This window comes from Amycolatopsis mediterranei (genome assembly GCF_026017845.1).
GTDB lineage: Bacteria > Actinomycetota > Actinomycetes > Mycobacteriales > Pseudonocardiaceae > Amycolatopsis > Amycolatopsis mediterranei.
On sequence record NZ_CP100416.1, the window covers coordinates 9,491,860 to 9,517,466 of the forward strand.

The 25,607-nt window shown below is 71.4% G+C and carries 27 protein-coding genes, 1 tRNA gene and 1 pseudogene; 10 read left to right on the forward strand and 19 right to left on the reverse strand.

Going from position 1 to position 25,607, the window contains the following annotated elements; all coding sequences use genetic code 11:
* Positions 1-8: 8 nt before the first annotated feature.
* The 6 genes from ISP_RS42915 to ISP_RS42940 form a co-directional block, all read right to left on the reverse strand.
* On the reverse strand, positions 9-395 hold the full coding sequence (locus tag ISP_RS42915; protein ID WP_034284070.1) for a hypothetical protein: 387 nt from the start codon (positions 393-395) through the stop codon (positions 9-11).
* An 851-nt stretch (positions 396-1,246) separates the two neighbouring features.
* Positions 1,247-1,319 (reverse strand) — tRNA-Ala (locus ISP_RS42920).
* 54 nt (positions 1,320-1,373) lie between these two features.
* Entirely contained in the window at positions 1,374-2,213 is an 840-nt protein-coding gene (sepX, locus tag ISP_RS42925) for a divisome protein SepX/GlpR (protein WP_013230036.1), read from the reverse strand.
* Positions 2,214-2,376: 163 nt separating this feature from the next.
* Positions 2,377-3,045, reverse strand: a complete 669-nt coding sequence (locus ISP_RS42930) for a GNAT family N-acetyltransferase (RefSeq protein ID WP_013230037.1) — start codon at positions 3,043-3,045, stop codon at positions 2,377-2,379.
* On the reverse strand, positions 3,045-4,322 hold the full coding sequence (gene glp / locus ISP_RS42935) for a molybdotransferase-like divisome protein Glp (RefSeq protein ID WP_013230038.1): 1,278 nt from the start codon (positions 4,320-4,322) through the stop codon (positions 3,045-3,047). Before glp ends, ISP_RS42930 begins: the two co-directional genes overlap by 1 nt.
* Positions 4,319-5,224, reverse strand: coding sequence for a UTP--glucose-1-phosphate uridylyltransferase (locus tag ISP_RS42940; protein WP_013230039.1), 906 nt, complete (start codon positions 5,222-5,224; stop codon positions 4,319-4,321). Before ISP_RS42940 ends, glp begins: the two co-directional genes overlap by 4 nt.
* Before the next feature lie 24 nt (positions 5,225-5,248).
* Here ISP_RS42940 and ISP_RS42945 point away from each other — a divergent pair, with 24 nt between their 5' ends.
* The 4 genes from ISP_RS42945 to mscL all read left to right on the forward strand — a co-directional run bounded on the left by ISP_RS42945 (position 5,249) and on the right by mscL (position 7,447).
* Entirely contained in the window at positions 5,249-5,839 is a 591-nt protein-coding gene (locus ISP_RS42945) for a 5-formyltetrahydrofolate cyclo-ligase (protein ID WP_013230040.1), read from the forward strand.
* 86 nt (positions 5,840-5,925) lie between these two features.
* Positions 5,926-6,225, forward strand: coding sequence for an FmdB family zinc ribbon protein (locus ISP_RS42950; protein ID WP_013230041.1), 300 nt, complete (start codon positions 5,926-5,928; stop codon positions 6,223-6,225).
* 130 nt (positions 6,226-6,355) lie between these two features.
* Positions 6,356-6,973, forward strand: a complete 618-nt coding sequence (locus tag ISP_RS42955) for an SAF domain-containing protein (protein ID WP_013230042.1) — start codon at positions 6,356-6,358, stop codon at positions 6,971-6,973.
* Between the two features lie 57 nt (positions 6,974-7,030).
* Complete coding sequence (gene mscL / locus ISP_RS42960; RefSeq protein ID WP_013230043.1) at positions 7,031-7,447, forward strand: large-conductance mechanosensitive channel protein MscL; 417 nt, start codon at positions 7,031-7,033, stop codon at positions 7,445-7,447.
* Between the two features lie 6 nt (positions 7,448-7,453).
* Here the strand turns inward: mscL and ISP_RS42965 are convergent, their stop codons facing one another.
* On the reverse strand, positions 7,454-7,624 hold the full coding sequence (locus ISP_RS42965) for a hypothetical protein (RefSeq protein ID WP_013230044.1): 171 nt from the start codon (positions 7,622-7,624) through the stop codon (positions 7,454-7,456).
* Between the two features lie 128 nt (positions 7,625-7,752).
* Positions 7,753-8,253 carry a MogA/MoaB family molybdenum cofactor biosynthesis protein gene (locus ISP_RS42970; RefSeq protein ID WP_013230045.1) on the reverse strand — a complete coding sequence of 167 codons (501 nt, stop codon included), beginning with the start codon at positions 8,251-8,253 and terminating at the stop codon, positions 7,753-7,755.
* 123 nt (positions 8,254-8,376) lie between these two features.
* Between ISP_RS42970 and ISP_RS42975 the strand changes: the two genes are divergently transcribed.
* Positions 8,377-9,438 (forward strand): NAD-dependent epimerase/dehydratase family protein, encoded by a 1,062-nt coding sequence (locus ISP_RS42975; RefSeq protein WP_034284184.1) that lies wholly within the window; start codon positions 8,377-8,379, stop codon positions 9,436-9,438.
* Between the two features lie 270 nt (positions 9,439-9,708).
* Here the strand turns inward: ISP_RS42975 and ISP_RS42980 are convergent.
* From ISP_RS42980 to ISP_RS42995, 4 genes and pseudogenes are all read right to left on the reverse strand, one after another.
* Positions 9,709-10,616, reverse strand: a pseudogene (locus ISP_RS42980) (IS982 family transposase).
* A gap of 74 nt (positions 10,617-10,690) precedes the next feature.
* Entirely contained in the window at positions 10,691-11,740 is a 1,050-nt protein-coding gene (locus ISP_RS42985) for a sensor histidine kinase (protein WP_013230049.1), read from the reverse strand.
* A complete protein-coding gene (locus ISP_RS42990) occupies positions 11,737-12,438 on the reverse strand; it encodes a response regulator transcription factor (RefSeq protein ID WP_013230050.1) in 702 nt (233 codons plus the stop codon). The genes ISP_RS42985 and ISP_RS42990 overlap by 4 nt, the downstream gene beginning before the upstream one ends.
* Before the next feature lie 10 nt (positions 12,439-12,448).
* Positions 12,449-13,846 (reverse strand): hypothetical protein, encoded by a 1,398-nt coding sequence (locus ISP_RS42995; protein WP_013230051.1) that lies wholly within the window; start codon positions 13,844-13,846, stop codon positions 12,449-12,451.
* A gap of 159 nt (positions 13,847-14,005) precedes the next feature.
* Between ISP_RS42995 and ISP_RS43000 the strand changes: the two genes are divergently transcribed.
* From ISP_RS43000 to ISP_RS43020, 5 genes are read left to right on the forward strand one after another with little or no spacing between them, the layout of a single operon-like run.
* Positions 14,006-14,650, forward strand: coding sequence for a glycosyltransferase family 2 protein (locus tag ISP_RS43000; RefSeq protein ID WP_013230052.1), 645 nt, complete (start codon positions 14,006-14,008; stop codon positions 14,648-14,650).
* Positions 14,647-15,330, forward strand: a complete 684-nt coding sequence (locus ISP_RS43005) for a TIGR04282 family arsenosugar biosynthesis glycosyltransferase (RefSeq protein ID WP_013230053.1) — start codon at positions 14,647-14,649, stop codon at positions 15,328-15,330. The genes ISP_RS43000 and ISP_RS43005 overlap by 4 nt, the downstream gene beginning before the upstream one ends.
* Complete coding sequence (locus ISP_RS43010; RefSeq protein ID WP_013230054.1) at positions 15,330-15,962, forward strand: methyltransferase domain-containing protein; 633 nt, start codon at positions 15,330-15,332, stop codon at positions 15,960-15,962. Before ISP_RS43005 ends, ISP_RS43010 begins: the two co-directional genes overlap by 1 nt.
* Positions 15,959-17,074, forward strand: a complete 1,116-nt coding sequence (locus tag ISP_RS43015; RefSeq protein WP_013230055.1) for a molybdopterin-dependent oxidoreductase — start codon at positions 15,959-15,961, stop codon at positions 17,072-17,074. Before ISP_RS43010 ends, ISP_RS43015 begins: the two co-directional genes overlap by 4 nt.
* Positions 17,071-17,700, forward strand: a complete 630-nt coding sequence (locus tag ISP_RS43020; RefSeq protein ID WP_013230056.1) for a hypothetical protein — start codon at positions 17,071-17,073, stop codon at positions 17,698-17,700. Before ISP_RS43015 ends, ISP_RS43020 begins: the two co-directional genes overlap by 4 nt.
* Positions 17,701-17,850: 150 nt before the next feature.
* On the opposite strand, the gene ISP_RS43025 is transcribed toward ISP_RS43020, so the two are convergent.
* From ISP_RS43025 to ISP_RS43055, 7 genes are all read right to left on the reverse strand, one after another.
* The gene (locus tag ISP_RS43025) at positions 17,851-19,266 is read right to left on the reverse strand and encodes a S1C family serine protease (RefSeq protein ID WP_013230057.1); all 1,416 of its coding nucleotides are present in this window, start codon (positions 19,264-19,266) and stop codon (positions 17,851-17,853) included.
* A 72-nt stretch (positions 19,267-19,338) separates the two neighbouring features.
* Complete coding sequence (gene galT / locus ISP_RS43030) at positions 19,339-20,421, reverse strand: galactose-1-phosphate uridylyltransferase (RefSeq protein ID WP_013230058.1); 1,083 nt, start codon at positions 20,419-20,421, stop codon at positions 19,339-19,341.
* Positions 20,418-21,218, reverse strand: a complete 801-nt coding sequence (locus ISP_RS43035) for a DeoR/GlpR family DNA-binding transcription regulator (RefSeq protein WP_013230059.1) — start codon at positions 21,216-21,218, stop codon at positions 20,418-20,420. The genes galT and ISP_RS43035 overlap by 4 nt, the downstream gene beginning before the upstream one ends.
* A 230-nt stretch (positions 21,219-21,448) precedes the next feature.
* Entirely contained in the window at positions 21,449-22,858 is a 1,410-nt protein-coding gene (locus ISP_RS43040) for a sensor histidine kinase (protein ID WP_013230060.1), read from the reverse strand.
* Entirely contained in the window at positions 22,855-23,547 is a 693-nt protein-coding gene (locus tag ISP_RS43045) for a response regulator transcription factor (protein WP_013230061.1), read from the reverse strand. Before ISP_RS43045 ends, ISP_RS43040 begins: the two co-directional genes overlap by 4 nt.
* 66 nt (positions 23,548-23,613) lie before the next feature.
* Positions 23,614-24,222, reverse strand: coding sequence for a trimeric intracellular cation channel family protein (locus ISP_RS43050; RefSeq protein WP_013230062.1), 609 nt, complete (start codon positions 24,220-24,222; stop codon positions 23,614-23,616).
* A 3-nt stretch (positions 24,223-24,225) separates the two neighbouring features.
* Complete coding sequence (locus ISP_RS43055) at positions 24,226-24,879, reverse strand: response regulator (RefSeq protein WP_013230063.1); 654 nt, start codon at positions 24,877-24,879, stop codon at positions 24,226-24,228.
* Between the last annotated feature and the right edge of the window lie 728 nt (positions 24,880-25,607).

The window sequence follows — 25,607 nt, forward strand, 5'->3', positions numbered from 1 at the left end:
TTGCCGCGTCAGGTCCACGCCGAGTCCTCGCGCAGGTGCAACCCTGGCTTGTGTCGCACCCTACACGGCACGCCAGCACCACCTCCCCGGCACGGCAGGCGCATAGACGTCGGCTGACCACAGATGACGTGCCAACCACCGGTGTATTCGTTGCGGGCCAAGAACACTCGTTCCCCGCTGTCCGCGGTGGCCTGAACCGTCCGGTTGGCGTAGGTAAGTTCGACAGTGTATCGGTCGGCAACATCGGATGTCGCCTGATCAGCAAGCATCCAGCGCTTGACTTCTAGCACCGCGCCGAGAGTCGGCGGCGAGGCCATCTCGCGCTGCCACCGTTCGGCAGCCTCCGCTTCCTCGCGCGCCTTTCGGGCCGCCGCATCAGCCTGCTCGATCTCCATCGCGAACGCCCTGAGACCGCTTGTTGTGTGTTCCGCACGGCTGCTTCTTCTTGTTCACACACTGCTCGCCGGGCGCAGCCTGGCAGACCGGGCACTCGTAATTGTCCCGAGTGGGGTCGTGCACGACGACAACAGTCATACAGACCCGTGCCTCGCGGATCCAGGAACCGGGAGACGAATTTGGTCACGCCGTAGGTGACGGACTCAAAGCCGCCGTTGCGGCCAACCACCAGCTCAGTGATGGGACCGTACTTACGAAGCGCCTCAGCCGGGACAACCGAGTAGTCACGGCCACCGAGCCATGCTCGGTCCACTCTTGCCCGATAACGGGATCACCGAGTCGGGCCCACGCAATAGGCTCGCCGCACCAGCCGTCATATAGAATCGCGCCGCTCATGTTCCTATCCTGCTCTGACGACCCCGGCAGGGCGCTGCACTGGCGGACCGTGGCAGCGTGTCACCGATCGAGCTTGGCCACCTACGTGTCCTTGCGGCTCAGGAATGCCGCGCAGCGTCCGGCGCCCCGCTGGTGCAGGTAGGCAGGCGGGGCCGGCGAGGCTATCGATCTCGGTGACCGGGGCGCGCTCGGGGAGGTCGGCTGAGACGGATCCTCGGAGGCCGCCTTCTGGCCCCGCGACCACGCCTCGGCATCCTCGTCGATGAGAACACTAACGTGAGCCAACTCGGGACCGGAGAGTTGCGTGATCAGTACCGTGAGCACAGACGCATCTACCCACCACATGACTGATCAACTCATGCATCGGCGCGGCCCCCAAGACCACATATAACAAAATGGACACGAACCACTGGTTCGTGTCCAACAACCCGAGAGTTCGGGTTGTGAAACGTTGTGGAGCTGAGGGGAATCGAACCCCTGACCTTCTCGATGCGAACGAGACGCGCTACCAACTGCGCTACAGCCCCTTGGTTGTGCTCGTAGAGCTTAGCAGTGCCCTACGAGCACCCCGCTCAGGGGGGTCACTCCCCGACCGCCCGCCGATAAGGGCCGGTCCCCGGCTCGTCGAGCTCCTCGAACGCCGGGTCCTCGTCGTCGAGGTCGACGACGACCGCGCTGCGGCGGACGCGGGACGTCGGGGACGGGCGGCGCTCGACGACCTGGCGGCGGACCGGCTCGACGACCTCCACGTCCTCGGTTTCCGCGTGGTCCTCTTCCTCCCGCGAATCCCGCGAAGGCGAGACCAAGGGAGCCGACGGACGCCGGGGCGCGCGGGTGCTGTTGAAGCGGGCGAGCCGGCGCTGCCGGATCTCCTCCTCGATGCGCACCTGGCGGCGCAGGTACACGAGGTACCCGACGAGCATGACGTCGATCGCGCCGTGGCCCCACCAGGCCAGCGGGACGACGAAGCCCGCGACGACCCCGGTGACCACCGCGATCACGAGCAGGATGACGACGATGCGCTGCCGGAAGCCGTACTTGGCGCGGGCCGCGATCTCGGCGGCCTCGGGGTCGAAGCCGCCGCGGCCGGGCCGGTAGCCGGCGCGGTCACGCTCGGCCCGCGAGCCGCGGGCCGGCTGCGGGAGCGGCTCCGGCTCGTGCTCCGGTTCGTCGAGGTCGTCTTCGAGTTCGAGCTCGGCCTCCAGTTCGGCGAGGTCGTCCTCCACCGAAGGCCGGGACTTCCCGGAATCGTCGGACATGGCGAATTCCTCCCGGTCTTCGTTGCGTCCACTGCGCACGACCCTCGCCGCGAGCGCCGAGTCGGCCGTTCTCGCGACCTGCTGCCGCCGACGCGCGACCATGGGCACGAGTACGACGAGCCATGCCGCGGCGAGCGCGACGATGATCACGGAGCTGGGCATCTCCCGTCACCTCCCCCGATCCTTCCACCACGAATCACGTTAGTCACAGGAGTAACAGATCGGGCGGAGACTCGCCGGTTTGGATCACGGAAAAGCCTCACCGGATTAGGTGAAACTCACAGCATGTGGTAACGCGGCTACTGACCCGGGTGGGTAATCACGTTCAGGCGTAGTCGGCGCGGCCCGTCGCGACCAGCCGCGACACCAGCCCGGCCCCGGTTTCCTCGCGCGTCAGTGCGTAGCAGTAGTGGTCCCGCCAGCCGCCCGCAACGTCGAGATAACGCTCGAACAGGCCCTCTCGCCGGTAGCCCGCCTTGGTGAGAACCCGCAGGCTGGCGGCGTTTTCCGGCCGCACGGTGGCCTCCAGCCGGTGCAGGCCGCCCGGCCCGAAGGCGTGGTCGGTGACGAGCGCGACGGCGGCCGTCGCCACCCCGCCGCGGACCACCTCGGACGACACCCAGTAGCCGATCCAGGCCGACCGCAGCGACGCCCGGATGACGTTACCCACAGTGATCTGCCCCGCCAGGCGACCGTCCAGGGTGATGGTGAACGGCAGGCACTGACCACGCCGAGCGAGCGAACGCAGCGCCGCCCACTGCGACGGCCACGACCAGAAGGCGTTGCGTTCCGGCCACGGGCCGATGCCGGTGGGCTCCCACATTTCGAGGTGCGCGCGGTCCCGGAGCCGGATCCGGCTCCACTCGCCGGCGTCGCGCAGCCGGACCGGCCGGATCGCGACCTCGCCCGCGGCCACCCGCAGCGGGCCGAGCCGCGCCGGCCAGCCCGGATGCCGGCTTTCGACCGGATAGGACACGCCCGACACGGAGTTCATCAGGCCCGTTGCGCCAGGAAGGTGACTTGGACCTGTTCGCCGGCGGCGACTTCGGTCGCCTCTTCCGGCACGTTGATCAGGCAGTTCGCCTCGGCCAGCGACGCGAGCAGGTGCGCTCCGGACTGGCCGAGCGGCTGGACCAGGTACTCGCCGTTGGCCTCGTCGCGCAGCAGCTGGCCGCGGAGGAAGCCGCGCCGGCCGGCGGTCGAAGTGACCGGCGACAGCAGCCGCGCGCCGACGATCCGCCGGTGCGGGTTGCGGGTCCCGCGCGCCGCCCGGATCAGCGGCCGCACCAGCACCTCGAACACCACCAGCGCGCTCATCGGGTTGCCCGGGATGAGGAACGTCGGCACCGAGTCGGGGCCGAGCCTGCCGAACCCCTGGACCGAGCCGGGGTGCATCGCCACCCGCGTCATGTCGATCCGGCCGAGGTCGGACAGCGCGGCGTGGACCTCGTCGCCGGTGGCGCCCCCGGCGCCGCCCGCGACCACGACGATCTCCGACATCAGCAGCCGGCCCTCGACGACCTCCCGCAGCCGCTTCGGCTCGCTCGGCACGATGCCGACCCGGCTGACCTCGGCACCCGCGTCCCGGGCGGCCGCGGACAGGGCGTAGGAGTTGACGTCGTAGACCTGCCCGACCGACGGCGTCCGGTCGACGTCGACCAGTTCGTCGCCGACGGACACGATCGACACCCGTGGCCGCGGGTAGACGAGGACTTTGGCCCGGCCGACCGCGGCCAGCAGGCCCACCTGGGCCGAGCCGATCGTGTCGCCGCGGCGCACCGCGACGTCCCCGATCTGGACGTCCTCGCCGGCCCGCCGCACGTACCCCGCCGACGGCACCGAGCGGTGCACCGTGACCTTGGCCTGGTGCCCGTCGGTGTAGGCGAGCGGCACGACGGCGTCGGCCAGCGTCGGCAGCGGCGCGCCGGTGTCGACGCGGACGGCCTGGCCGGGCTGGAGCCGGCGCGGCTGGCGCGAGCCCGCCGCGATCTCCCCGACGACCGGCAGCTGCACCGGCTCCTGCCCGGCGTTGCGGACGTCGACGCTGCGCACCGCGTACCCGTCGATCGCGGCTTGGTCGAACCCGGGCAGCGCGTGCTCGGCGACCACCTCCTCGGCGCAGAGCAGGCCCTGGGCCTCGGAGATCGCCACGCGCACCGGCTGGGGCCGGACGGCGGCGTCCAAGGTCATCGAGATCTGCGCGTCGACCGAGCGCAGCTCGGCCTCGTCCCCGGCCGCTTCCGGCCGTGCCGCGTCGAGGGATTCCGTCATGGGCGCTCTGTCCCGATCCGTTCCGTCAGCCACGCCCGTAAAGATGGACCGTACTCGGGCGTTTCAAGCGCGAAATCGACCGCGGCGCGCAGGAAACCACCCGGATTCCCCAGGTCGTGGCGTCCGCCGCGGTGGACGACGACGTGCACCGGGTGTCCCTCGCTGATCAGCAGCGCGACCGCGTCGGTCAGCTGCAGCTCGCCGCCGCTGCCCGGGGTGATCCGCTTGAGCGCGTCGAAGATCGCCCGGTCGAGCAGGTACCGCCCGGCCGCGGCGTAGGTCGACGGCGCGTCCTCCGGCTTCGGCTTCTCGACCATCCCGTGCACCTGCTTGACGTCTTCGTCGTCGGTGTCGGTGACGTCGAAGACGCCGTACGGCGAGATCTCGGCCTTCGGGATGTCGAACGCGCAGAGCACGCTGCCGCCGTACTGGGCGCGGACCGCGCCCATCCGCTCGAGCACGCCGGTGGGCAGCACGAGGTCGTCCGGGAGCAGCACGGCGACGGCCTCGTCGTCCGGGCGCAGGTTCGGCTCGGCCTGCGCGACGGCGTGGCCCAGGCCGAGGGCCTGTTCCTGGATGGCGGTTTCGACGGCGAGGAGATCGGTGCCCCGGCGCACCTTGGCGAGCAGTTCGGTCTTGCCCTTGGCCTCGAGGTTCCGCTCGAGCTCGGGCTGCTTTTCGAAGTACCGGACAACGGCGTCCTTGCCCGGCGAGGTCACGATGACCAGGCGTTCCGCGCCGGCGGCGGCGGCCTCGGCCGCGACCAGCTCGATGCCCGGGGTGTCCACCACCGGCAGGAGCTCCTTGGGCACGGCCTTCGTCGCCGGGAGGAACCGTGTCCCCAGGCCGGCGGCAGGCACGATGGCGGTTCTGAACGTCTGGGTGGTTGCGGCGCCCGTCATGGGCGCAGAGCCTAACGTGAGGTCATGCACGCGCTGGGCAATGAGCACCTGAGCAAGGCGGAGTGGCGTGACCGGGTGACGCGCGCCCGGGCGGGGCAGGCAGCCGAATCGCACGCTCGGGAGGCGTCGGCCCTGGTCAGCGCGGTGGCGAAGGTCACAGCGAACACCGTGTGCGCCTACCTGCCGTTCGGCACGGAGCCGGGCACGACGGCGTTCGTCGACGCGCTGGCCGCCGGGGGCGCGCGAGTCCTCCTCCCCGTCATCCGGTCCCGGACCGATCCGCTCGACTGGGCCGAGTACACGGGCGAGGCCGAGCTCGTGCCCAGCCGGTTCCGCGGCATCCGGGAGCCGGGCGGGAAACGCCTGGGTACCGAAGCTGTCGGCGCGGCGGAGCTGGTGCTGGTGCCCGCGCTGGCCGTGGATAGCCGGGGCGTGCGGCTCGGGCGCGGGGCGGGCCACTACGACCGCTCGCTGGTCTTCGCCGCGGCCGGCGCTACGCTGCTGGCCGTCGTCCGGGACGAAGAGCTGGTGGAACGGCTGCCCGGCGAGCCGCACGACGTGCGGATGACCGGAGCCTTGACGCCGGGTCGAGGCGTGGTCGAACTGCCGGTGTGAGCAACCTGGAATTGCTTTCGGGGAATGTTTTCCCGCACAATCGGGTTGGCACTCTGGTCGGATGAGTGCCAGCAAAGGAGCCGTCAGTGCCTACGTACCAGTACGCCTGCAAAGAATGCGACCACCGGTTCGAAGCCGTGCAGTCGTTCTCGGACCCCAGCCTGACCGTCTGCCCGCAGTGCTCCGGGGCGCTGCGCAAGGTCTTCAGCTCGGTCGGCGTCGTCTTCAAGGGGAGCGGGTTCTACCGCACGGATTCGCGTGACTCGAGCAAGTCGAGCACCGCGGCCACCCCGCCGAAGACCGAGACCAAGACGGAGTCGAAGCCGGACACGAGCTCGGCATCCTCCTCTTCGACCACGACGAAGACGGCCGCCGCCGCGTCCTGACCCGCCAGTTGTCCACAACACCCCGGTTGTCCACAGATGCCGGACGTGGCCCTTCCGGCGGCCCGTCCGGCTTCCCTAACGTCGATCTCGTGCAGCACACCGCCGCACCCGATCCGGCCGAGGGGGCCCCGTGGACATCCTGGCGAAGCTCCGCCCGCTACACCTGACCCGGCTGCAGAGCCGGCGGACACGGCTCATCCGCCGCTGGCTCGCCGTCGGCCTGCTCGTGCTGGGCGCGGTGTTCCTGATCCATCCCGGCTCCGCCCGAGGCGCACCGACCGTCCTCGCGGCACACGACCTCCCTTCCGGCGCGACTCTGGGCGCTGCCGATGTCAGGCTGGCCGACCTCTCCGACGAAGCACGTCCGACGGGCGTGTTGAGCACCCTCGACGCCGTCGACGGGCGCCTGCTGGCGGGCGCCGTCCGGGCCGGCGAGCCGCTGACCGACGTCCGGCTGGCAACGGTCCCCGCCCCGGCTGATCCCGGCACGGCGACCGTGCCGGTCCGGCTGGCCGACGTGGCTGTCGCCGCGCTGCTCCGGCCCGGCCAACGCGTCGACGTCGTCGCGGCACCAGAGCCGGCCGCACCCGCCTCCGTGCTAGCCGCCGGGGCGACGGTCGTGACGGTCGGACACCAGGAACCGGCCACGCTCAAGGGGCCGCTGGTGCTGCTGCGGCTGCCGGAAGCGGCCGCGACGAGGGTGGCGGCGATTTCACTGGAGCGTCCGGTAACGGTTACTCTCCGCTAGCCCACGCCCGCCGAGACGGGCGAGGGCGTCCCCGTTCCGGTTCGTGAGGAGAGCAAGGTGCTCAAAGGTTTCAAGGACTTCCTGATGCGCGGCAACGTCGTCGACCTCGCCGTGGCGGTGGTCATCGGCTCGGCGTTCACGGCGATCGTCACGGCGTTCACCAACGGCCTGATCAAGCCGCTGATCAGCACGATCGGCGGCACGGACGCCGCGAACGGTCTCGGGTACCAGATCTTCGACAACAACAAAGCCACGTTCCTGGACTTCGGCGGCGTGATCAACGCGGCGATCAACTTCGTGCTGGTCGCGGCGGTGGTCTACTTCGTGATCGTGATGCCGGTCAAGAAGGTGCAGGAGCGCCGCAAGCGCGGCCAGGAACCGGGCCCGTCGGAGCCGACGGACGTGGAGCTGCTGATCGAGATCCGCGACCTGCTGCGCGCCCAGTACACCCAGCGCGGCGACGACCGCGACTGAACGAGGTCAGCGGTCGTGGTGCGGTGGCCGGTTCTCCCGGTACCAGTCGTCCGGGAGACCGGTGGGCCGCTCGGGATCGCGCTCGTCGGAGGTCGTCTCGGGCAGGACGTCCCCGAAGATCTCGTCGACCCGGCGGCGCTGCTCGCTGGTCTGGGGTTTCCGCTGTTCGCCCGGCATGACCCCAGTGTCCCACGACGCGGTGTTTGACAACTCCAGAGCGAATGCCCGCCGAGCTGGTCCGCGGGGAAGCCGGGCCGTGCGAGCGCCCCTCCGACGGGAGAGGCGCCGCTCCGGCCCGCGAGGGATCAGACCTCTTCGAGGCCGGAAAGTTCGTCGATCACGTGCGGCACGAGCGAGGTCAGCGTCGCCATCCCGTCGCGGACGGCCGACCGCGACCCGGCGAGGTTGACCACGAGCGTGCTGCCGGACACCCCGGCGAGCCCGCGGGAGATGCCGGCGTCCACGGCCCCGGCGGCCAGGCCGGAGGCACGGATGGCCTCACTGATGCCCGGGATGGGTCGGTCGAGCACACCGGCGGTGGCGTCCGGAGTCCGGTCGCGCGGCAGCACGCCGGTGCCGCCGACGGTGATCACCAGGTCGGCGCCGCCGATCACGGCGGTGTTGAGCGCGTTGCGGATACCCGCGGTCTCCGCCTCGACGACCACGACACCGTCGACGATGAAGCCCGCTTCTTCGAGCAGCTCCGTGACCAGCGGGCCAGTGGTGTCCTCGTGCTCGCCGTGCGCCACGCGATCGTCCACGATGACCACGAGGGCCCGGCCCAGCCGTTGTGCACTCCGTTCCATGGCGCCCACCGTAGCCGGTTTCGACAACCGGGCGCCGGGAGGTGCCGGGTGAGTTCTGACGATTCGGTGACGTGAAGCCGCGGGCTACGGCAAGCACCGGCGAAGGCCCCTAGCGTGGCCGGGGTGCGCGTACTGGTCACCGGCGGAGCCGGGTTCATCGGGTCTCACATCGCCGACCTCCTGGCCGACGGCGGCGACGAGGTCGTGGTGCTGGACAACCTCCTCCCCACGGCCCACGGCTCCAGCTCCCCGCCGCCGTACACCGGCAGGCACCGGTTCCTGCGCGGCGACGTCACCGACACCGAAATCGTCGCGGAGCTGCTGGACGGCGTCGACGCGGTCTGCCACCAGGCGGCGGTGGTGGGCCACGGGATCGACCCGTCGGACGCACCGTCGTACGCCTTGCACAACGACTACGGCACGGCGGTGCTGCTGGCCGGAATGCATGCCGCCGGCGTCCGGAAGCTGGTGCTGGCCTCGTCGATGGTCGTCTACGGCGAAGGCCGCTACGCGTGTCCGGACCACGGCGTGGTGCCACCCTCGCCGCGCCGCCGGTCCGATGTGGACGCCGGCCGGTTCGAGCCACGCTGCCCGTCGTGCGAAGCGGAGCTGAGCTGGCAGCTGGTGCCTGAGGACGCGCCGCTGAACCCCCGCAGCACGTACGCGGCAACGAAGCTGGCCCAGGAACACCTGGCGGGCGCCTGGGCCCGGCAGACGGGCGGCACGGTGTGGGCGATGCGCTACCACAACGTCTACGGCCCGCGGATGCCCCAGAACACGCCGTACGCGGGAGTCGCGTCCCTCTTCCGCTCGGCACTGGTCCGCGGCGAGGCACCCCGGGTCCTGGAGGACGGCCGCCAGCAGCGCGACTTCATCCACGTCCACGACGTGGCGAGGGCCAATGTCCTGGCCCTGCACATGGAAGGTCCGGCAGGCGAGATAAGCCCGCTGAACGTCTGTTCGGGCACCCCGCACACGGTGGGCGACCTGGCAACGGAGCTGGCCCGAGCCAGCAAGGGCCCGGCCCCGAAGGTGATCGGCGGCGCCCGCCCGGCCGACGTCCGCCACGTGGTGGCAGACCCCGCCCGAGCCCGCGAGCAGCTCGGCTTCACCGCGGAAATCGGCTTCGCGGACGGCATCGCGGACTTCGCCACGGCCGAGCTCCGGGAACCGGTCTCACTCTGACGACTGAGGTCCGGGACAGCCTCACCGAAGCGAAGCCCAGCCCAACCGCATCACCGATGCCTCGCCCTGCCGACCGCCAAAGCACCGTTGATCCCGGCTGGGCGCCGCCGGTCACCACGCTTCACCGTGCTCAAACAACGACGTGGTCTACCGACTCACCACGAAAAATCGGCCTCATCCGCCGTGCCGCCGCCGTCCTCCATGCCATGAGCACCTGGACCAGGGCTGTACCGGCCATGCCCCTAGTAGGTTGATTCCGTGAAGTTCGTGTTAGTGGTCGAATGCGATCAGTGAGCGTTTGCTGGTCACGCCGGTGGTCCAGTTGTGCCAGATGGCGGCGGCCATGGCCAGCAGGCGCTGCGCGACCCGGGTGAACACCCCGTGCGGGGTGCGTCCGCCGTGGGCTTCGAGGTCGAGTTGGCCTTTGAGGGTCTGGTTGACCGATTCGATCCGCTGGCGGACGCCACCGAGGTTGCCGTTGCGGTAGGTCTCATCACGGCGGTCGGGGCGCAGCAGCTCCAGCCCCATCGCCTCGGTCAGCTGCTTGAACTCCTTACCGGCGCAACCCTTGTCCGCCAACAGGACCTGGCCGTTGCGGATGAGGTGGTGATTGTCCTCGAGCAGGGCGGCCAAGACTTCGCGTTCGCCGAGTTTCGGGGTGGCCAGACACCACATGACCGGCATTCCGTCGCCGGCGCAGACGAGGTAGAGCTTCAGTCCCCAGTACCACCGGGAGTGTGACGCGCAGTAGCCGTAGCTGGCGTGCCCGGCCAGGTCGGAACGCTTCACCGTCTCCCGCGACATTCCGCAGGGCACCGGGGTGGCGTCAGTGATCCACAGGTCGTCGAACCATGAGGGGCTGCACGCAGCCAGCGTGAGGATCGCCTTGCACAACAACGGCTGCGCGGTCTTGAGCCGTTTGTGGTAGCCGGACTGGGTCAGCATCGCCGGGAACTCAGCATCGTCGGGAACATCGTGCGCCACCCGGCGTCAGTGTGGATATGCCGGATCCAGCGTCGTTCGCTGTTGTAGCGCTGCAGCACCTGCGCCACGGCCATCGTGATCAGCTCACTGTCGGTCAGTTCCGGTCGGCGGCCCCGGCCGGTACGGGGCGGCACCACGTGATCGTCGATCAGCACGTAGAGTGCGGTCAGGAGGGTGTCTAGTTCTTTCGTCACGGTTTGATCTTGGACACCCTCCTCCCACGCCCACACAGCGGCTCTCCTCACGTGATCTTCACGGAATCACTCATCTAGGGCATCGCGAGCGGCAGTCGCACCTCGAACCGGCACCCCGGGCCGTGGTTGTGCACCCCGATCCGCCCGCGGTGCGCCTCGACCAGCCCCTTGGCAATGGCCAGGCCGAGCCCGCCCCCGCTGGTCGTCCCGCCACGCTCGGGCGTCCGCGCCTGCGTCCCGCGGAAAGCGACGTCGAAGACGCGGTTGATCTCGTCGTCCGGGATACCGCCGCAGGAATCGTCCACGGCGAGCAGAGCCTCGTTGCCGTCGACACCGATCTGCACCGCCACCGTCCCGTCGGGCGGGGTGTGCCGGATCGCGTTGGACACCAGGTTCCGCACGATCCGGGCCAGTTCCGGGTCGCTGCCGGTCACCACCGGCCAGGTCGACGCCTTGGCGAGCACCCGGACCCGCTTCCGGTGCGCCACCGGCGCCTGGGCGGCCACGGCGTCGCTCACGACATCCCGCAGCGGCACCGCGGACATCGTGAGCTCCAAGGCCCCCGCGGTGATCCGCGAGAGCTCGAACAGATCGCCGACCATCGCGGACAGCCGCCGGGTTTCGCCGCTGATCCGCTGGGCGTAGTCGGCGACCTCGTTGCGTTCGGACACCACGCCGTCCGCCAGTGCCTCGGCCATCGCCTGGATCCCGGCCAGCGGGCTGCGCAGGTCGTGGCTGATCCAGGCCACCAGTTCGCGCCGGGACGCCTCGGCGGCGCGTTCCCGCTCGCGCGCCTCGCGCTCCCACACGCTGCGGCGGGCGATGGCCCGGCCGAGGATGATCGCCGCGGGCACGGTGACCAGCGCGACGAGCAGGCAGACCAGCAGCATCGTGGTCAGCGCGGGGGTGAACATGAACCCGCTGATCCCCAGGACGCCGACCAGCGTGGCGAGCACCGGGATCAGCACCAGCACCGTGAGCGTGGTGGCCAGCGCACCGCGGCGCAGGACGTACAACGCCACGCCGCCCAGCGCCGCGACCGGCAGCGAAAAGAGCAGCGCGAACGGCAGGATGTGCCAGAGGTGCGTCAGCATCTCCGGAAAGGACTCGCCAGAGCCGATCACGGCTGCTCCCGGTCGTAGCGGTAGCCGACACCCCACACGGTCGCGACCCGGGTCGGCTTGGCCGGGTCGCGCTCGATCTTTTCGCGCAGCCGTCGCACGTGGACGGTCACAGTGGACTGATCGCCGAAGTCCCAGCTCCACACCTTCTCGAGCAGGTCCGCGCGCGAGTACGCCACACCGGGGTGGGCGAGGAAGAACGCCAGCAGGTCGAACTCCCGGGTGGTGAGCGGCAGTTCGCGGCCGCTGAGGGTCGCGGTGCGCGCTTTCATCTGCAGGCGCAGGTCGCCGTCCACGAGCACGGCGGCGGCCGGCTCCGGGCGGGGCATCCGGGCGCGGCGCAACACCGAGGCCACGCGCAGGGCGAGTTCCTTGGGGCTGAACGGTTTCGTCACGTAGTCGTCGGCGCCGAGCTGGAGGCCGGCGATGCGGTTCTCCTCCTCGCCGAGGGCGGTGAGCATGACGATCGGCACCTGGCTGACCTGGCGCAGCCGCTTGCACACCTCCAGGCCGTTGATCCCGGGCATCATGACGTCGAGCACGACCAGGTCGGGCTCGTGGGCGCCGAACTTCGCCAGCCCCTCGGCGCCGTTGCCGGCCACGTCGACGGTGAACCCAGCCACCTCGAGGTAGCGGCGGACGACGTCGCGGACCGTCTCGTCGTCGTCGACCACGAGCACTCGCCCGGCCTGATCGCTCATCACGTCTCCCTCACCAGCCCGTCAGCAGCAGGTGGTTGACCGCCAGCGCCGTCGCCGCCTGCGCGGCCAGCCACCACTGGCGGCCGGGCCGCGGCAGCAGCGCCGTCATCGGCAGCAACCACACCCCGAACGGTAGCCAGATCCGTTCGGTCTCGGCTTTCGACAGGCCCGAGACGTCGGCGAAGAGGATGGCGGCCAGGGCGGCGAGGCCCAGCAGGAGGACCGGATCGGTGAGCAAGGCCCGGCGCGGAGACGACGCCAACCCTCGCCGGACGGCGGCCACGACCGCGGGACCGAGCGCAACGGTCACCGCGGCGAGGTCGGCCCACACCCAGTACGAGTAGGGCCGGACCAGCGCCACTCCCTGGTAGTAGCGCTCGACGACCAGGTGGTAGCCGTCGAGCCACCAGAAGCCCGCCCAGGCGAAGACGCCGACGACGGCGAGTGCCGCGACGATCGCCAGTGCGGCCGCCCGCCACTGCCGGCCGAGGACGGCGACGGCCAGCACGAGCACGCCGAGCAGCACCAGGCCGTACGACAGGAAGATCCCGAAGCCGAGCAGCACCCCCGCGCCCAGCCCGGCCGGAACGGCGTACCGGCGGCCGTGGGTGAACCCCGTCGCGGACAGCACGAGCAGCGCCAGCCCGGTGGCGGTCACCCCGGCGAAGAGGCCGTCCGCCGAGACGCCGATCCACACCGCGCCCGGGGTGAGGACGGCGAACGGCAGCACCTCGCGGGCCGCCTCGGGCCGGCCGAGCAGGGCGAGCGTGGCCGGCACGGCCACCGCGACCAGGCTGCCGACGAGCACCACGGCCGTGGCCGCCCACGCGCCGCCGTGCAGGCCGAGCCGGTCCAGCCAGACGAAGACGAGCGTCGCACCCGGCGGGTGACCGGACACGTGCGTCGTCCACGACTGGGGCCGGAAGTCGAGGATGCGGGAGGAGAACTCGCGCAGCATCCGCGGGATGTCGGTGATCCCCGGGACCTCGTGGAGGTACTCCTGGGGAATGGTGAGGTGCCCGGCGAACCCGCGCCCCCAGCCGTCGACCATGGCCAGGGAGAAGATCCAGGCGAGCGAGGCGAGGTAGCCGGCGGCGAGCGTGCGGCGCCACGGCAGGCGGGCGGCCAGCGCCGGGCCGTGGAGCACCACCGCGACTGCGACGAGCACGGCGAACACCGAGCCCGGGCCGACGTGCGGCAGCCAGTCGGCGAACAACGGCGGCGCGGACACGAAGATGATCACGCCGGAGTGCGGCCGGTTGTAGTAGAGGCCGACCGCGGTGGCCGCGGCGACGAGCACCACCGCCGCGGCGACGGCAAGGAGGTCGGCGCGGCGGCCGGAGACCGGGGCTTCGGGTTCGCGGGCAGACGGCTCGGCGAGCCGGGCTGCCGATGTCGGCTCGCTCATCGTCGCCCACCCTAGGTTCACGGCGGGTGATCCGCGCCCGGGAACCGGGAGCCGTAACGACGCGGTAAGAACTCGTCCGATGTCATGATTCGGTAAGCCCCGCAAGGGTTCTGCGACGTTTCCCACGGCCTTACGGTCGGCGCCGTGACTGACTTGGAAGTGGACGTCGTCCTCCCTTGCCTCGACGAAGCGGGTGCCCTCCCCGCCGTACTGGCCGGCTTGCCGCCGGGCTACCGCGCGATCGTGGTCGACAACGGCTCGGCCGACGGCTCGCCGGAAGTGGCGGCCTCGCTCGGCGCGAAGGTCGTCCACGAGCCGCGCCGCGGCTACGGCGCGGCCGTGCACACCGGGCTGGAAGCCGCCACCGCGGACATCGTGTGCTTCGCCGACGCCGACGGGTCCCTGGACCTCGCCGACCTGCCGCGCCTGGTGAGCGCGGTCGAAAGCGGCGCCGACCTGGCCGTCGGACGCCGGGTGCCGACCGGGCCCGGGGTGTGGCCGTGGCACGCGCGGATGGGCAACCTCGTACTGGCGACGCTGTTGCGCAGCCGCGGGCTGCCGGTGCGGGACATCGCGCCCCTGCGCGCCGTGGACCGGCTCGCTCTGCTCCGCCTGGACATCGCCGACCGGGCGTTCGGCTACCCCCTGGAGCTGCTGATCAAGGCCCAGCGCGCCGGGTGGCAGGTCCGGGAGTTCGACGTCCGCTACGGCGAGCGTGCCAAAGGGACGAAGTCGAAGGTGTCCGGGTCGGTGCGGGGCACCCTGCGCGCGGTCCGCGACTTCGGGCGGGTGCTGGCCCGATGACGCGTCCGTTCATCCTGCTGGTGGTGGCCAAGGCGCCCGTCCCGGGGCTGGCCAAGACCCGGCTGTGCCCGCCCGCCACCCCGGCTCAGGCGGCCGAGATCGCCGCGGCTGCTTTGCTCGACACGCTCGACGCCGTCTGCGCGGTGCCCGGCGCCGAGCCCGTCGTGGCGATGACCGGCGACCTCGGCGCGGCCGCCCGGCCCATCGAGATCGGCATGGCGCTCCGCTACGTCACCACGATCCCGCAGCGTGGCCACGATTTCGGCGCCCGGCTGGCGAACGCCCACGCGGACGCCGCCCAGGTGCACGCGGGCCTGCCGGTCCTCCAGATCGGCATGGACACCCCGCAGGTCACGCCGGAGTCGCTCGCCGCGGCCGCCGCACCGGTCCTGCACGGCGGCCACGACTCGGTGCTCGGGCCGGCCGCGGACGGTGGCTGGTGGGCGCTGGGCCTCGCCGAGCCGCGGCACGCCCAAGCCCTCGCGGACGTCCCGATGTCCCGCGAAGACACCGGCGAGCGGACGCTGCGCGCTCTCACCGCGTGCGGGTTGCGGCCGCGGCGCGCCGCCCAACTGTCCGATGTGGACACCATGGCGGACGCCCGTTCGGTGGCGGCGGCGTGCCCGGGCGGCCGGTTCGCCCGCGCCGTCGCGGCGGTCGGCGGACGGGCGGTGGCGTGATGACGGCCCCGGTGAGCACCGGCCACGAGTTCGACCGCGGCCTGCTCGGTCACCAGTGCTGGCTCGAGCTGGCCAACGGCGAGCGGATCGAGCTGGCGGTGGAACGCTGGGCGGAACCGTCCGAGGGCGACGACGTCCTGCTCGACGCGTGCTCGGGTGCCACGATCGACCTCGGCTGCGGGCCCGGCAGGCTCACCGCGGCGCTGGCCGGGCGCGGAGTCGTCGCGCTGGGTGTGGACAGCTCGCGCACGGCCGTCGGGCTGACCCGGCGTCGCGGCGGAACCGCGTTGCAGCGCAACCTCTTCGACCGTCTGCCCGGCGAAGGGCGGTGGCGGCACGCCCTGCTCGCGGACGGCAACATCGGCATCGGCGGCGACCCGGCCACGCTGCTGCGGCGCACGGCGCGGCTGATCGCCCCCGGCGGCGACGTCCTCGTCGAGCTGGAGCCGCCCGGTCAGGGCCTGCGGCACGAGCGCGTCCGGCTGCGGCCCGGCCACGCCGACGTCGCCTGGTTCACCTGGGCCTGGGTCGGGGTCGATGCGATCGCCGAGGTCGCCGCGCGCGCCGGGTTGCGCGTCGACTGGACCACCCGGCACGGACACCGCTGGTTCGCACGATTGGAGCGGTCGTGAAGCTCCCGATTCCGGCAGAAGAGCAGTTCCGGGCCCCGGCGCACCACGAACGCGTGACGTCGAAGATCGGCCTCGCGCTCGCGATCACGTTCACGACGTGCTTCGTGACGGGGCTGATCAGCCACCTGATCCAGCACCCACCGGGGTGGTTCTCCTGGCCCAGCCGCCCGATCGGGCTCTACCGCGTCACGCAGGGGCTGCACGTGATCTCCGGCGTGGCGTCGATCCCGTTGCTGCTGGCGAAACTGTGGAGTGTCTACCCGAAGCTGTTCGGCCGGCCGCTCGTCCGCTCGCTGCCGCACGCCCTGGAGCGGCTGTCGATCCTGGTGCTGTCCGGTGCGGCGTTCTTCGAGCTGACGACCGGGCTGCTGAACGTCGCGCAGAACTACCCGTGGGGCTTCTACTTCCCCCAAGTGCACTACGCGGTCGCATGGCTGGCGATCGGCTCGATCCTGGTGCACGTCGCGGTGAAGCTGCCGATCATCCGCCGCGCCCTGAGCCGGACGACGGTGGAGGAGGCGCCGGCCGAGGGGCTGTCCCGGCGGGGTTTCCTGGTGACCACCGGGCTGGCGACCGGTGTCGCGGTCGTGGCCACCGCGGGTGCGACGGTCCCGTTCCTGCGCGGCGTTTCCGCCCTTTCCTGGAAGACCGGCAAGGGCACGCAGAACCTCCCGGTGAACCGCACGGCGGCGGCCGCGGGTGTCACGTGGTCGCCGGACTGGCGGCTTTCGGTGGTGACCCCACGCGGGACGACGAAGTTCTCGCTCGACGAGCTGCGCGCCCTGCCGCAAACGACGGCGGAGCTCCCGATCGCGTGCGTGGAGGGCTGGAGCCAGTCGGCCACCTGGCGCGGAATCTCCCTGCCCGCGCTTCTGAAAGCCGCCGGTGCGTCACCGGGCACCGCGGTCCGGGTGTCCTCTTCGGAGCGTGGCGGGCTGTATGGCGCCAGCGTGCTCCCGGGCGAGCACACGGCCGACGAGCTGACGCTGCTGGCCTTGGAGCTGAACGGCGAAGTCCTCGCCCCCGACCACGGCTTCCCCTGCCGGATCATCGCCCCGAACCGCCCTGGCGTGCTGCAGACGAAGTGGGTCACGAAGCTGGAGGCGCTGTGAAGACCGCCCGAGTGCTCCTCGCCCTGCCGGGTCTCGCGGCGCTGGCCTGGGGCGTGATGCTGTTCGCCGAGTACGCGCTGCCCTTGCGTCCGGACGTCTTCGGGACGGTCGGCTGGATCATCGGCGGCCCGATCCTCAACGATGCCGTCATCGCCCCGCTGACGGCGCTGCTCGGCGTCGTCCTGGCCCGCGTCCTGCCGCACCCGTGGAAAACCCCGGTGGTGGCCGGCACGGTCATCACCGGGGTGCTGGCGATCCTGGCGTTCCCGCTGTTCTGGCGCCCGTACGGAACCCCCTCGATGCCGGGCCTCCACGACACCAATCCGGCCCCCGCCCTGGCCCTCACCGTGGCCGCAGTCTGGCTGGCCGTGGCCCTGACGGCCCTCCGCCACCATCTCGTCCCCCGGCCAACACGTGATGCCCCGCCAATCACGCGAGATACCCCGCCAGACACGCAAGATGCCCTTCCCGGCACCCCGACCGACCCTCCCGGCACGCAAGCCGACCCTCCAGGCACGTCGGCCGACCCTCCAGGCGCGCCAACCGACCTCACGGTCACGCCGGCCGCCCCTCCAAGCGCGCCAACCGACCGCCCAGGCACGGCGACCGACCGGTCCGGTCCCTGACCCCGGGCACAAATCCGGGCACAAATGCGGCCACGCGCGACCGGCATCGAGTGCCTGGTCGCGCGTGGCCTTGTGGGTCCGGCCCCGAAGACGAGGGTCGAGCCGAAGTTGGTCTCGGCCGCGCCAGGGCGGCCGAGCGTCTGGACCGGGTCAGTTGGGCAGGACGGGCTGGCCGCCGAACGTCAACTCGACCGTGCGGCCGTCGGCGAGCGTGAACGTCGCCTTCTCGTCCGGGGCCCGGGTGCGGACCGCCGCGACCAGCGTGTCGGCCGAGTCGATCGGGCGGTCGTCGATCTTGGTGACGACGTCGCCCGCCTTCAGGCCGGCCTTCTCCGCCGGGCTGCCGCTCTTGATGGCACCGAGCTCGGCGCCGCCCTGCGGGGCGTCCTTGACCTCCGCGCCGATGTAGGTCTGCACCGCCTGGCCGGTCTTGATGATCGTGTCCGCGGTGCGGCGGGCCTGGTCGATCGGGATGGCGAAGCCGATGCCGACGTTGCCGCCTTCGGACGCGCCCTGACCCTGGCCACCGGACGCCGACTGCGGGCTGTAGATCGCGGAGTTGATGCCGATGACCTGGCCGGACATGTTCGCCAGCGGCCCGCCCGAGTTGCCCGGGTTGATCGCCGCATCGGTCTGGACCGCGTCCATCACCGTGGTCTGGTCGCCGCTGCTGCCGCCCGCGCGCACCGGCCGGTGCAGCGAGCTGACGATGCCCGAGGTGACCGTGCCGGCCAGCTCGAACGGCGAGCCGATGGCCACCACCGACTGGCCGACGCGCAGGTCGTCGGAGCGGCCGAGCTCCACCGGGGTCAGGTTGCCGACGCCGGTGACCTTGACGACCGCGATGTCGGTCGTCGGGTCGCGGCCGACGATCTTGGCGTCGGCCTTCTTGCCGTCCTGGAACACCGCCCGGATCTGGCCGCCGTTCGCGCCGACCTCGACGACGTGGTTGTTCGTCAGGATGTAGCCGTCGGTGCTGATGACGAAGCCGGAGCCTTCGCCGGCCCCCTGCTGGCCGCTGACCTGCAGCTCGACGACGCTCGGCGACAGCTTCTTCGCGACGGCCTCGACCGAGCCGGCGGGCGCGTTGCCCGTCTGCTGGGCCGGCTTGGGCGCATCGAGCGCGTTGCTGGCCGGGCCGGACGACCCGGCGGTGAAGTACCCGACCGTCCCGCCCGCGATGCCACCGACCAGCAGCGCGACCAGCGCGACGCCGGCCAGCAGCTTCCCGCCGGACCGCTTGGGCTCCGGCGCGGCGACGGGGTAGCCGGACGTGCCGGGCTGCCCGTACGGGTTCGGCGGCGGGTAGACGCTCTGCTGGGTCGGGCCGGACGGCATCTGCGCACCCTGGGCGGACCACGGGTTCGCGGTCTGCCCGCCGTACGCCGGATCGGCCCCGGTCACCGCGTGGTAGGACGGCTCGGAGTACTGCGGCGCACCGCCGGTCTCGGGCTGGGCCTGCTCACCGTACGGGTGCCCCGCCCAACCGCCCTGGGCCGGCTGCCGGCCGGTCTCGGGGTGCCGCGGTGCCGCGGGGTCGTGCGCGCTGGGGTCGTTCTCGGTCATGTCCTCACCTTGCGCGATGGTCCTGAGAGGTTCCTGAGCCGAACCTGTGCATCGGAGATGAGTATGCCGGGATCAGCCCGCCGCGCGGAGCCGTTCCGCGATCTGCTCCGGCGTCGCGTCGTTGATCCACACCGCCATGCCCGATTCGGAGCCCGCCAGGTACTTCAGCTTGTCCTTCGCCCGCAGCACGGAGAACAGCTCCAGGTGCAGCCAGCCGAGCTCCCGGTCGCGGTGCACCGGCGCCTGATGCCACGCCGCGATGTACGGCAGCGGCCGGTCGTACAGCGCGTCGCAGCGGCGCAGCACGTCGAGGTAGACGTCGGCGAAGTCGTCGCGCTCGGCGTCGGTGAGCGCGGGGATGTCCGGGACCTGCCGGTGCGGCACGATCTGCACCTGGACCGGCCAGCGGGCCGCCGGCGGCACGAACGCCGTCCAGTGCTCGCTCGAGGTCACCACGCGCGCGCCGGACTTGCGTTCGGCGGCGAGCACGTCCCCGAGCACCGGGCGGCCGTGTTCGGCCTGGTAGGCACGGGCGACCTCGAGCATCCGCTCGGTCTTCGGGGTGACGAACGGGTAGCCGTAGATCTGCCCGTGCGGGTGCGACAGCGTGACGCCGATTTCCTCGCCGCGGTTCTCGAACGGGAAGACCTGCTCGACGCCGGGCACCGCGGACAACCCGGTCGTGCGGTCCGCCCACGCGTCCACCACGGCCCGCACCTGCTTGGCGCTCAGCTGCGCGAAGGAACCGTCGTGGTTGCTGGTGAAGCAGACGACCTCGCAGCGGCCGCGGCCGGGCCGCACCGGCACCAGCCCGAAACCATCCACAGTGGACGGTTCACCGATGACATCTTCGGCGAAGGACGGGAACCGGTTCTCGAAGACGACGACGTCGTAGTCGCTTTCGGGGATCTCGCTCGGTTTTCCGGGCTTGCTCGGGCACAGCGGGCAGAGGTCCGCCGGCGGCTTGTAGGTCCGCGTCTGCCGGTGCGCGGCCATCGCGACCCACTCACCGGTCAGCGGGTCCAGCCGGATCTCCGACGCGGCCGAAACCGGCGGCAGGTCACGGGTGTCCTCGGCGACGCGGTCGGGCGCGCCGGGCTGGTCGAAGTAGATGATCTCCCGGCCGTCGGCCAGGTGTCGTACGGTTCGCTTCACGCTTCTTCGGCCTCGACCGTCTCCGCCGTTTCGGCGATCATGAGTTCCCCTGCCCTTTCGGCGAGTATTTCCTTGGCCTCGTCGGAAATTCCGTCATCGGTGACGACGACGTCGGCCTCGTCCAGGTCGGCGATCGTCGAGATCCCGACGGTGCCCCACTTCGTGTGGTCGGCGAGCACGACCAGCTTGCGCCCGGCCTCGACGAGCGCGCGGTCGGTCTCGCTCTCGGTGAGGTTCGGGGTCGTGAACCCCGGCCCGTCGAACATCCCGTGCACGCCGAGGAAGACGGCGTCCAGGTGCAGCGACCGCAGGCTGTGCACCGCGACCGGCCCGACCAGCGCGTCCGACGGGGTCCGCACCCCGCCGGTGAGCACGACCGTGCGATCCGGCTGCGTCGACCCGCGGAGCACGTCGGCGACCTGGATCGAGTTGGTCACGATGGTGAGCCCGGGGATGGCGTCGAGCGCGCGCGCCAGCGTCCACGTGGTGGTGCCGGCGGAGATGCCGATCGCGGTGCCGGGCCGGATCAGCGTCGCGGCGAGTTCGGCGATGGCTTCCTTCTGCGCCCGCTGGCGCACGGACTTGGCCTCGAAGCCGGGTTCGTCGGTGCTCTTGCCGACGACCGAAGTGGCGCCGCCGTACACCTTCTCGACGAGTCCGCGGCCGGCGAGGACGTCGAGGTCGCGACGCACCGTCATGTCGGACACGCCCAGCCTGGTCACGAGGTCGCTCACACGGACCGCACCGGTCCGGCGAGCCTCTTCCAGGATCACCGCCTGTCGCTGACGCGCCAGCACCGTTCACTCCGTCCCGTCCAGCCAATTACACAAAATCCTACACGACTAAACACGGGATCCGCAGACCCGCCGAGGGTGAACTTCGAAACACCAGGTCATGACGCAGGCAGGAACGGACGTCCCCGGCCCCAGCCGAACAACGCCGGAGAACGAGCGCGCCCGGCCACCGCCGCGAGCAGGCAACGCCGACCGGCTCACGGCGATTCCGGTTGGCTGCCGCGGGCCCGAGATCAGCCGGGCGCCCCCGGCAGCCGGATCGTCATCAACGCGCCGCCTTCAGGTGCCTGCGAGGCGTACACCGCCCCGCCGTGCCGCTCGGCCGCGTGCTTCACGATCGCCAGCCCGAGACCGGAACCCGGCAGCGTCCGGGCCTCCGACGACCGGTAGAAGCGGTCGAACACCTTGGGCAGGTCCTCTTCGGCGATGCCCGGCCCGGCGTCGGCGACCTCGACGACGGCGGTGCCGTCGCCGAGCGGGTACAGCCGCACCCACACCGTCGCATCGGGCGGCGAGAACTTGACCGCGTTGTCGAGCAGGTTCAGCACCGCGCGCTCGAGCGAGCTGTTGTCGCCGGTGAGCACCCACGGCTGCAGCGAGACGTCGAAGTTGATCTCGCCCGCGCGCCGCCGCGCCCGGTCGAGCGCCCGCTCGACGACCTCCAGCAGCTCGACGCGCTCGAAGCGCTCGCGCGGCTCGTCCTGGCGCGCGAGCTCGACCAGGTCGCCGATGAGCTGCGTCAGCTCGTCGAGCTGGCCGCTGATGTCCGCGATGATGTCGACGCGGTCCTCGTCGCGCAGCGGCGGCGCGCCCGGCTTGCTCGCGGCGAGCAGCAGCTCGAGGTTGGTGCGCAGCGACGTCAACGGCGTCCGGAGCTCGTGCCCCGCGTCCGCGACCAGCTGGCGCTGGCGTTCCTGCGAGTCCGCGACCGTGCCGAGCATGGTGTTGAAGGTCTGGGTGAGCCGCGCGAGTTCGTCGTCGCCGCTGACCGGGATGGGCCGCAGGTCGCCGGTCCTGGCGACGCGCTCGGCGGCCGACGTCAGCCGGTCGACCGGGCGCAGGCCGGTGCGGGCCACCGCGGTGCCCGCCGCGGCGGCGACCAGGATGCCGGCACCGCCGATCAGGAAGAGCACCAGCGCGAGCTCGTTCAGCGTGCGCTTGGTCGGGCCCATCGACTGGGCCAGCACGATGGCCTCGCCGTGCCCGGTCGGCAGGGCGACCACGCGGCTGTCGGAGCGGAAGTCCGTCCGCAGCGACTCCGGCGAATCGCCGTTCGCGACGGCCAGCTCGTCCTGCCCGAACGGCGGCGGCGAGCTCGACAGCGGGTAGGTCATCACGGCGTGCTGGACGTCGGGCGCCGCGTTGAGCTGCCCGATCTGCAGGTCGGCGCTGGCCAGGAACGCGCCGGGCACCTGCCGCAGCTCGGTCTGCACCTGCGGCGAGTTGGCCGCCGCCTGCGCGCGCGCCAGCAAGCTGTCGTCGAGCTGCTGGTAGAGGTTGCTGCGCACGACCATGTAGGCGCCGATCGACACCAGCGCGACAGCGCCGGCGACGCAGGCGGCGGCGAGCAGCGTCACCCGGCCGCGCAGCGAGAACCGGCGGGCTCCCCAGCGCGTGCCGCGGGGATCGCCGGGTTCGGTCACGGCGGGGTTTCCCTCAGGACGTACCCCACTCCCCGCACCGTGTGGATCAGCCTCGGCTCCCCCTCGGCCTCCGTCTTGCGGCGCAAGTAGCCGACGTAGACCTCCAGCGCGTTGCCCGACGTCGGGAAGTCGTAACCCCATACTTCCTCCAGGATCCGGCCCCGCGTGAGGACGTGCTTCGGGTAGGAAAGGAACAGTTCCAGCAGAGCGAATTCGGTCCGGGTCAGGCTGATCTCGCGGCCGCCGCGGCGGACCTCCCGCGTGCCGGGGTCGAGGGTCAGGTCGGCGAAGGCCAGGGCCTCCGAGGCCTGGCCGTTCTGGCCTTCGGGGATGGCGCGGCGCAGCAGCGCCCGCAGCCGGGCGAGCAGCTCCTCGAGCGCGAAGGGCTTCGGCAGGTAGTCGTCGGCGCCGGCGTCCAGCCCGGACACCCGGTCGGAGACGGTGTCGCGCGCGGTGAGCACCAGGATCGGCAGGTCGTCACCGGTGCTGCGCAGGCGGCGGGCGACCTCCAGGCCGTCGAGCCGGGGCATCATGACGTCCAGCACCATCGCGTCCGGCCGGTCGGCGATGATCGCCTCCAGGGCCTGCGCACCGTCACTGGCCAGCTGGACCTGGTAGCCGTTGAACTCCAGGGACCGCCGGAGCGACTCACGGACGGCGCGGTCGTCGTCCACCACAAGGATGCGCATGGCGCTAGTTTTACGCAGCGTGCTGAGACCCGCCTAAGAACACACGCAGAACTCACAAAGGATTTCTCACTCGGGACCGCGCGCGACCGGCGCGTTCCAGTGCCGCCAGAGCGCGACCACCCTGATGGAAACCACGACAGCGGCCGCGACGACGGTCACGAGCCCCTCCGGAAGTTGCACAGAGTGACCGAGGGCGACCAGCACCGAGCCCGCCAGCGCGGCCACGGCGTAGATCTCCTTCCGCAGGACGAGCGGGATTTCCCGGAGCAGCAGATCGCGCACGGCCCCGCCGCCGATGCCGGTCGTCATCCCGATCAGACACGCGGCGTAGACGGTGGCGCCGGCGTTGAGTGCGATGGTCGTCCCGGCGGTGGCGAAGACGCCGAGCCCGAGCGCATCCGCCAGCAGAACGCCACGCCGCAGCCGCGCGACCTGCGGGTGGAAGACGAACACGACCAAGGCGGTCCCGGCGCAGACGGCGAGGTAGGACCAGTTCCGCAGCGTCGTGGGCGGGTGGATGCCGAGCAGGACGTCCCGGATGACGCCGCCGCCGAGCGCGGTGGTGAGCCCGACCACGACGACACCGAAGACATCGAGCCGGGCCCGCACCGCGGCGAGCGCCCCGGAGGCGGCGAAGGCGACGAGCCCGACGAACTCCAGCGCCGTGAGCAGCATGTTCTATTGGTCGAGCAGCCCACCGCGGTAGGCCAGCAGCGCGGCCTGCACCCGGTTGGCCGCACCGATCTTGGAGAGCACCGCGGAGACGTACCCCTTGACGGTGGCTTCGGACAGGTGCAGCCGCCCGCCGATCTCGGCGTTGGACAGGCCCTGCCCGATGAGGGCGACGACCTCACGTTCCCGTTCGGACAGAGACGCGAGCAGCTTCCGGGCGGGCTGAGCAGCGCGTTGTTCGTCCCGGTGCGACTGGACCATCCGCGCGGCCACCCCCGGATCCAGGACGGCCCCACCCCGGCTCAGATCCCGCACGGCCCTCAGCAAGGCGGCGGGGTCGATGTCCTTGAGGAGGAAGCCGTTGGCACCGAGCCGCAGCGCGAGGCTGACGTATTCATCGATGTCGAAGGTGGTCAGCATGGCCACGGTGGGCGGATCGGGGAGGGCGAGGATGGCCCGGAGCGCGCGAATGCCGTCGTCAGGGGCGCGCATCTTGATGTCGAGCAGGGCAACGTCGGGGTGGTACCGCCGGGCGACCTCCACCGCGGATCTGCCGTCGCTCGCCTCGCCCACGATCTCGATGTCCTGGGCCCCGGACATCATCGCGCGCAACCCCGAGCGCACCAGTTCCTCGTCGTCGGCGAACATGAGCTTGATCAACGAAGCCCTCCGCAACAGCCGGTGGGAGCGGCTCCCCGCGTCCCGTTAACGAAGGTTACCTACTGTTGTTCAGCAGTTCGAAACCAGACACGACCAGGTGAGGCACTGGTCCGTCCAGGTCAGGTGCGGTGGGCGGTGCGCCAGGGTGTATCCGCGCTGTGGGAGCGGCGTGAGAACCACTCACCTGGGTGACGACGAGAGTCGGGCTACGCCATCCGTGCCCCTCCTGCTCATGCCGCCGGACGTCATCGCGACCCTCCGCGACGAGCGACACCCTCGGCGTGCCGATCCGGGAGATGGAACGCCGAACCGCGGGAGGACACCGCCGGCTTGCTGCGCGGGTCCGGCCGGCGCGTCGGCTTCCGGTCGCCCGGCGACTGCGCGCTTTCGCTGGGCACGCCGCTGGGGCCGAGTTCGCGACCCCCGGTGACGGCTTCACCGACGGCATCACGCGCTGCGGCTACCTGACCGGCGAGCTGACCCGCTGACCCGGCTCGCGGAAGTGCGGGTCGCGGCAAGGGTTTCCGGCCGCGTCCCGCTGTCGAGTACGTCCAGAGTGGACATTCACCGGCGCGGCCGCCGCCGACTCGTTCGGCACGGCGTTCACCTGGGGCTCGTCTTCATGGCGGTACCAGCCGCCCTGCTCCTGCGGACGGCGCCGGTCCGTGATGAACTCGTTCCCGACGTGGTGGGCGTGCCCGCCGGGAAAACCGTGGTCTAGGGGGAAA